5 protein-coding genes are annotated in these 7,512 nt (G+C 61.1%); 1 reads left to right on the top strand and 4 read right to left on the bottom strand.

Annotated features, from left to right (window positions below; genetic code table 11):
- Positions 1 to 86: 86 nt before the first annotated feature.
- From HMPREF0178_RS08345 to HMPREF0178_RS08330, 4 genes are all read right to left on the bottom strand, one after another.
- A complete protein-coding gene (locus tag HMPREF0178_RS08345; protein ID WP_005028077.1) occupies positions 87 to 1,466 on the bottom strand; it encodes a sigma-54 dependent transcriptional regulator in 1,380 nt (459 codons plus the stop codon).
- 18 nt (positions 1,467 to 1,484) lie between these two features.
- Positions 1,485 to 3,074 carry a sensor histidine kinase gene (locus HMPREF0178_RS08340; RefSeq protein ID WP_009368313.1) on the bottom strand — a complete coding sequence of 530 codons (1,590 nt, stop codon included), beginning with the start codon at positions 3,072 to 3,074 and terminating at the stop codon, positions 1,485 to 1,487.
- A 377-nt stretch (positions 3,075 to 3,451) separates the two neighbouring features.
- Positions 3,452 to 4,795, bottom strand: a complete 1,344-nt coding sequence (locus HMPREF0178_RS08335; RefSeq protein ID WP_009368312.1) for a hypothetical protein — start codon at positions 4,793 to 4,795, stop codon at positions 3,452 to 3,454.
- A 73-nt stretch (positions 4,796 to 4,868) separates the two neighbouring features.
- Positions 4,869 to 6,044 (bottom strand): pyridoxal phosphate-dependent aminotransferase, encoded by a 1,176-nt coding sequence (locus tag HMPREF0178_RS08330; protein WP_009368311.1) that lies wholly within the window; start codon positions 6,042 to 6,044, stop codon positions 4,869 to 4,871.
- Between the two features lie 183 nt (positions 6,045 to 6,227).
- On the opposite strand from HMPREF0178_RS08330, the gene sfsA reads away from it, so the two are divergent.
- Positions 6,228 to 6,956 (top strand): DNA/RNA nuclease SfsA, encoded by a 729-nt coding sequence (sfsA, locus tag HMPREF0178_RS08325; RefSeq protein ID WP_009368310.1) that lies wholly within the window; start codon positions 6,228 to 6,230, stop codon positions 6,954 to 6,956.
- Positions 6,957 to 7,512 lie beyond the last annotated feature (556 nt).

Genomic DNA, 7,512 nt, shown 5'->3' with positions numbered 1-7,512 from the left:
AGTCTTTGGAGAGGGAGGGATGGGGCTTGGGGAAGGGAGGGGGAAGCTTTTCTTCAGAAAAGTTCCCCCTCCCTTCCCCAATTCCATTAATGCCCGGTAATACTATATTTTTTCAGCTTATACTGCATCAAGCTCTTGGATATGCCGAGCAATTCCGCGGCTTTGGCCTGTACGAAGTCGGCGCGGACGAGCGCGCGGCGGATAAGCGCGGCTTCGATGCGCTCAAGGGTATCGGCAAGATCAAGCTGCACCGGAAGCAGATCCACGGCGCTCTTGAACTGCGCTTCCTCGTCGCGGATCTCGGCGGGCAGATCCTCAAGGGTGATCACGTCTCCGGGCACGAGCACAAGGCAGCGTTCGACCACGTTCTGCAATTGCCGGATGTTGCCGGGCCACTCGTAGCCGGAAAGATGGTTCAGCGCTTCGGTGGAAAACGTCTTGGGCGGGATGCCGTTTTCCTTGGCGGCCTTTTCCGCGAAGTGGGCCACCAGCAGCGGGATATCCTCGCGGCGTTCGCGCAGGGGCGGGATCGGGATGTGCACCACGTTGAGGCGGTAGTAGAGGTCTTCGCGGAACGTCCCCGCCTGCACCAGCGGCATGAGGTCCTTGTTCGTTGCCGCGACGATGCGGATGTCGACTTCGATTTCCTCGCTGCCGCCCACGCGCTCGAAACGGCGCTCCTGAAGCACGCGGAGCAGTTTGACCTGCAATTCGGGGGTCAGCTCGCCCACTTCGTCGAGGAACAGCGTGCCCCCGCTGGCCTGCTCAAAACGGCCCCGGCGCATGGCGACCGCGCCGGTGAAGGAACCTTTTTCGTGTCCGAAGAGTTCGCTTTCAAGCACGCCGGGGTTCAGGGCCATGCAGTTCACGGAAACAAAAGGTTCCTGGCTGCGCGGCGAGGAAAAGTGGATGGCGCGCGCGACGAGTTCCTTGCCGGTGCCGGATTCGCCGGTGATGAGCACCGTGGCGCGGCTCGGCCCGGCGCGGTCCACAAGAGCGAGCATGTCACGGATGGCCCGGCTGCGCCCGATGATCTGGTGCTTGCCGTAGCGCTCTTCAAGGCTTTCCCGCAGCAGCTGGTATTGGCGGTGGGCGCGGGCCAGCTCGGCGGCGTTCTGGATGGAAAGCAGCAGCTCGTCGTTGGAAAACGGCTTGGTGATGTAGTTGAACGCCCCGTAACGCATGGCCTCCACAGCGCTTTCGATGGAGCCGAAGGCCGTCATGATGAGCACCGGGATGTGGGGCCAGTTCTTTTTGACCCGTTCCAGCACCTCACGCCCGGAGATGCGGGGCATCTTCATGTCGGTGATGACGATGTCGACTTCGGACTCTTCGAGAAACGCCAGCGCCGTTTCCGGGTCATTCAGTGCGGTCACGGCGTATCCCGCTTCGGTCAGCAGCGTTTCCAGAACGAGCAGGTAGTTTTTCTCGTCGTCAATCAGCAGCAGATGCACCTTGTCGTTCATGAGAATATCCTTGTCTGTCTAGCGTGTCTGCGGAGGGGCGTCGCCTTCCCGCAAATCGTGTTTCTCCGAGGGGAGCGGATCGGTCAGCGTCACGGGCTCGTCATCCGCGCTTGCGGCCGGCCGTTCGTCTTTTTCGGGAGTGTCGCCTATATCCGGCTCGCTGGCAACCGGGAGCAGGATGGTGATCATGGCTCCGCCCTCTTCGGGGTTGGTCAGGAGCAGTTTCCCGTTGTGGGACGTGATGATGGTGTTCACGATGGGCAGACCGAGGCCCGTGCCGTGATCCTTGGTGGTAAAGAAGGGATCAAGAAGCTTGTGCAGCAGGGCGGGCGGGAAACCGGGGCCGCTGTCGTGGAACGAAAGCGCGATCATGCCGTCGTCCCGTCGTTCGCCGCGGATATGGATGGTCCCGTTGGTCCCGATGGCCTGATAGGCGTTGACCAGAATGTTGTAGACGGCCCGGTACAGCAGATCCTTGTCCCCGAGGACGAACAGGGAACCTTCCGTGTCGCGGACGCATTCCACGCCGAGGCGCTTCATTTCGCCGTCGAGGAAGCCGGTGGCCTGATTCAGCAGCGCGTTGAGATCCACGCGATCCTGACGGGGTACGCGGGGGCGGGCATAGTCGAGGAAGTCGTTGACGATCTGACTCAAACGGCAGGACTCGTCGAAAATGGCCGTGAGGATACGCTGGGCGGGGCTGCCTTTCTCCTGTTCCGGCGTGCGCCGGATGAGAAACTCGGAGCTTGACCGGATGATGCCGAGCGGATTGCGGATCTCGTGGGCGATGCTGGCGATGACGCGGCCCATGCTGGCGAGCTTTTCGTTCTGATGGAGTTCGGCCTCAAGCTTGCGGTTGCGGCTCATGCGCTCGGCAAGGGTCCGTTCCGCCTTGATGATGAAGAACTGGAGGATGGCGAACAGGATGGTGGACGAACCAAGGCATGTGGCGAGGATGAGCCACTGGAAGCGCACGACGCTGTCGTAATCGTCGGTGATGTCCTGCGTGATTTCCAACACGCCGGTCACAAGGGATTCCGGTTTGCCGGTGCTCTCGCTGATGCCGAGATCCACGGTCAGGGGGAACATGGTCCGCAGCGAGTAGCTGCCGTCCGGGATCTTGAGCATGAACATGGCGGAAAGCATGTTGACGCTGGAGAGCGTCTCAAAGAAGGGGATGCCCGAACTCATGACGCGTTCCATCGACGCGGGCGTGATGTCGGTCCGGCCCAGTTCCATCTGATTGATGGAGTAGTTGACGACCCTGTCGGCCCCATAGATGCGCAGGGATTCCAAATGCAGGCCGAGGATGGTGGATTGCACCACATCGTCGAGCTGCTGGTACTGCATACTTTGGCGCAGGGCGATGCGCCCGAACGCGAGGAAGGTAGGCAGCGTGAACCGGCGGTAGATCTGCTGGTTCAGGTTGCTGGCCATGAGCATGGCGTATTGCTGCTGGCGGAGCAGCAGCGTGTTGCGTGCGGAATTGCCGATGAAAAAGGCCAGCATCACGCTGGAAGCAAGGATCAGGATAAGCGATATCCACGAGAGGAACCGGGTCAGCCCGAACGGCAGGCCCTTGTCCACGGAGTCTTTTTTGCCGAACAAAACGAGCCTCTGAGTAGTATATGTCGGGGAGGGCACTTTATGAAAAGCGCACCCGTCATGCCTTCCCCCGGCTCCCTTCCCGTGAAATGTTTGGTGGGGAGGGCGGTTACGCAATAGGGATGCTCTTGAAACATAGCCACGACTTTTTTGTTTGAACAGAGCCGTTGGCCTTGTTCGAAGAAAAAAGCCCTGATTGCCGCCGATCGTGATAGCGTGTTTCTACGGATTTCTTTTATGCCTGTACCGGAAAGGGCACAGAGATTCGAAGCACAAACGTCTTTGGAAAGGAGTGGAAGCTGCAAATCAGGGGAAGGGGAGAAGCTTTCTTTCAGAAACGTTTTCCCCTTCCCCAAGTCTCTATAGCCTATGCCTATCCCCTAATCCAGAAATGCCTTCAAAATGGCGGCTTCTTCCGGATAACTGGAGGAACCAAGGCGGGAATAGGCGAGGCGCTTGCCGAGCTCCACGGCGGGCTGATCAAGCGGGTTGATGTTCATAAGCCAGCCGGTAAGCACGGTCGTGGCCATGAGCAGCCCCATGACTTCGCCTGCGGCGCGCATGGAGGATTCCGCCGCTTCCAGGCGGGTGAGCGGCACGCCGTTATGCACGAGGGCCGCAGCAGAGCCGAGGGTTTCGGCATTGAGCAGATCCCCGAAGGTCTTGCCCCGCAGCCATTCCCAGCTGTCCGGCACGTCGTCCGGGAACTGCGGGCCCTTGCTCAGGTTCGGGCAGTGCAGCTGGATGCAGCCCTTGTCGGCGGGGCCGTCGAGGAACATCTGCTGGAGCGAGTGCTGATCGGTAACGCCCACGGCGGGCAGCGGCATGGTCCCCTTGCCGTTTTTGCCGAGGCTTTCCGCCCAGAGCTGGCCGAACCACTGGCCGAAAGAGGCCCATGAGGGAATATACGTAAAGAAAATCAACTGGCTGTAGTCGTGCCGCGACAGCTCGAAGCACCAGTTCGCGAGCGCCCATGCGGGATGGTTGCGGAGGTTTTCCGGCTTGCCGAGTTCGTCGTTGACGAGCGGCGCGTTCACGCTGGCCGCGCCTTCGAGGAAGTCTTCCCACGGCAGGCCCATGAAGGCCGCGGGTACGAGCCCCACCGCGGAAAGGACGGAATAACGCCCGCCCAGATGGTCCGGCACCGGCAGGGACACGATGTTGTGGCGGTCGGCCTCTTCGCGCAGGTAGCCCTTCTTTTCGTCGGTGACGAGCAGCATATGCTCGTGCCACGTGTCGGGGAGCGCTTTTTGCAGCCACGCCTTCATGAAAAAGTACTGGGCCAGCGTTTCGATGGTCCCGCCGGATTTGCTGACGGGGACGACGATGGTTTCTTCGGGATTGAGGGTGGCCATCTGCGCTTCGAGCACGTCGGCGTCCACGTTGTCCAGAATCCACAGCCACGGCCCCTGGTGGTTCGGGAGATCCTGCTGAGGGAAAAAGGCCTTTTGGAGTGCGCGGGTGCCGAGGGCCGAGCCGCCGATGCCCAGCACGACCATATGCTTGAAGCGCCGGAGCTGCGGGGTGAGCGCCTTGAGGCGGGCCGTCAGGCTGCTGCGGAAGGGCAGGTTGAGGAACGGAAGTTTGCCCGAGGCCACTTCACCGATGAGGCGGGCATTGCAGCTGTCGAGCTGCGGCTCAAGGAGCTTGAGTGCCTGCGGGCGCGTCGGGGCCGTCGTCAGCAACCGTCCGGTCCATGCGTGCTTCCAATCCAGAGTATGCATACCGTCTCCTGAAAAGTGCCGTCTACGGGCGGCGTTTTCCGGTTCCGGGAAGCCCCGGAACCGGAGGTCAGCATTATTGTCCGATGAGGACCTTGCGGACGCGGGCGAGGGCGTCCATGAGCACGTCGTCGGCCACGGCGTAGGAGAACCGGATGCAGTCCGGCGCTCCGAAGGCGTCGCCGGGAACCAGCGCCACGCCCGCTTCACTGAGCAGGCGGGTACAGGCGGCGGTGGCGTCGGGCATTTTTTCGTCATACAGGGCGGAAATATCCGCGAACAGGTAGAACGCGCCCTCGGGTTTCGGGCACACCACGTTTGACCACGAGGCGATTTCCTTCCATGCCATATCGCGGCGCTTCTGGAAGGCCTGGCGCATGGACTCCACACAGTCGTAGGGGCCGGTGAGGGCGGCTACGGCGGCCTTCTGGGACACGGAGCAGATGTTGCCGGTGGCCTGTCCGGTGATTTGGCTGAGTTTCTTGACGAGGTCGGGGTGGGTCACGGTATAGCCCACGCGCCAGCCGGTCATGGCGAAGCTCTTGGCAAGGCCGTTGACGACGGCGATGCGGTCCGGGTACTGCTTCCACCAGACGATGATGCTCGACGGCTTGTTGGGCTCGTAGACGAGCTGGTCGTAGATTTCATCGGCGATGATGAACAGGCCGCGATCCAGCGCCCATTTCACGATGGCGTCGCGTTCGGACACGGAATAACAGGCGCCCGTGGGGTTGGAAGGCGAGTTGAAGACGAGTATTTTGGTCTTCGGGGTCAGCGCGGCTTCGAGCTGTTCCACCGTCACCTTGAAGCCCTGCGAGGCCGGGGCCTTGACCGCGACCGGCACGCCGCCGTTCAGGTAGACCATGTCGGGATAGCTCACCCAGTACGGCGAGGGGATGAGCACTTCGTCGCCGTCATTGAGCAGGGCGGCGAACAGGTTGTACAGGGACTGCTTGCCGCCATTGCTGGCGATGGTACAGTCCGGCGCGACGTCGACGCCGTACGCGCGCTTAAAGTAACCGGCGATGGCTTCCCGCAGGGGCGGGATGCCGGGCACGGCGGTGTAGCGGGTAAATCCCTCGTCGATAGCCTGTTTCGCGGCATCGCAGACATGGGCGGGGGTGGGGAAATTCGGTTCGCCGATTGCCAGGCTGGTCACGTCGACGCCCTGCGATTTGAGCTCGAGGGCCTTGGCGTTGATGGTCAGGGTGGCGGAAGGCTTTATGTGGGCCATTCTTTCGGAGAATTGCATGGGACTATACCTCGGTGGCTACATGACTTTGTCGTCATGCAGTAGCAGGTTAGGCCCCGTCTGTAAATTGGTGGATATGCAGGAAGTGGAAAGGGCTTTTTTTCTCTAGCCGGGTACCGGCATTCGCTTTTTTAAGGAAAGAACTCCTCGGGGCACGGTCCCCGGGAGAATGGGGTGGGGTGCATGTCCATATTGTTGCCATTTCCTTCCGGTTGTGTGGTCGGGCGTCTGGTACGCCGCGAGAAGCGTTTTTTCGTGCACGTGTTGATCGACGGCAAGCCGGATGTGGCGCACACCAATAATACAGGGTCCATGATCGGGCTGTTGCGGCCCGGCGCGCCCGTGTTGTTGTCTCCCGCGCAGAACCCCGAGCGGAAGCTCAGGTGGACGCTGGAGCTGGTGTGGTGCGGCGATCCTGCGGCGTATCCGCGCGGCGGCTTTTGGGCCGGGGTGAATACGAGCACGCCCAACCGGATGCTTGAGGCCGCGTTCAGGGCGGGCAGGCTGCCGTGGGCGGAAGGCTATACCTCATTCGCGCGGGAAAAGGTGCGTGGCGAGAGCCGGTTGGACGGTTTGCTCGAAGGGCCGGGGATGCCCCGGCTCTGGGTCGAATGCAAGAATGTCACCATGTCGGAGGATAACGTCGCGCTGTTCCCGGATGCCGTTTCCGAGCGGGGGCTCAAGCATTTGGGGACGCTGAAAGGCATCGTTGCCGCCGGGGAGCGGGCAGCCATGTTTTACTGCATACAGCGGCCCGATGTCTGTTGCTTCGGGCCTGCGGACATGATCGATCCGGCGTATGCCGTGGGGCTGCGGGATGCCGTGGCGCACGGCGTGGAGGTGTATCCGCACCTTGCCGTTTTGACGGTGGAGGGGATTGGATTGGAAGCAGACTGTTTATCAATGGTTTAGGATTATTATGTAATGCGTAGGGGATGGTTCCCGGCTGCGCCGGCGGGCGCTTTCCCTGCCGCGCAGGGTGGCCGCCTCCCGCGGGGGCAAAGGGGGCCTGTTAGGGGCTCCGCCCCTCCGAGGCCCCCTTTGCAATCCCCCCGGAACACCCCGTTTTTCCGCTGCCTCAAGTGGGTTGCTGGCCTGCCGCGCAACGGCCCCCTTCCTTTCGGGCCTTTCTTTATCCGCTATCCATCGCCGGTGCGCTGCCGATGCTCCGGGAGCTAACCCGGTCTTCGACCGGGTGGATCTCCCTTCGCGCAGCGCAAAGCCCCCGCCGTTTCTCCTTTGTATGGATACTTGAAAGGTATTTCCCTCATCTGTGTAATGAGGTGAAATAGAATATTTTTTGAAGAATGGAAAAGAGCTTTTGGAATGAAGGGGAAGGGTGATTGAAAGAGGGCTCCTTTATATATTAGTCCCTTATAACGACAGACACGGCATCATTCCCGGTTGGGAGCGATGCCGTGTCTGCCGCTTTACCCTCGCCCCCATTACAAAAGTTTTAGGGGGAAGG

It is taken from the genome of Bilophila sp. 4_1_30 (assembly GCF_000224655.1).
GTDB classification, from domain to species: Bacteria; Desulfobacterota; Desulfovibrionia; order Desulfovibrionales; family Desulfovibrionaceae; genus Bilophila; species Bilophila wadsworthia.
Note: the sequence above shows the minus strand (reverse complement) of the source record. Positions and strands in the feature narration are given on the sequence as shown.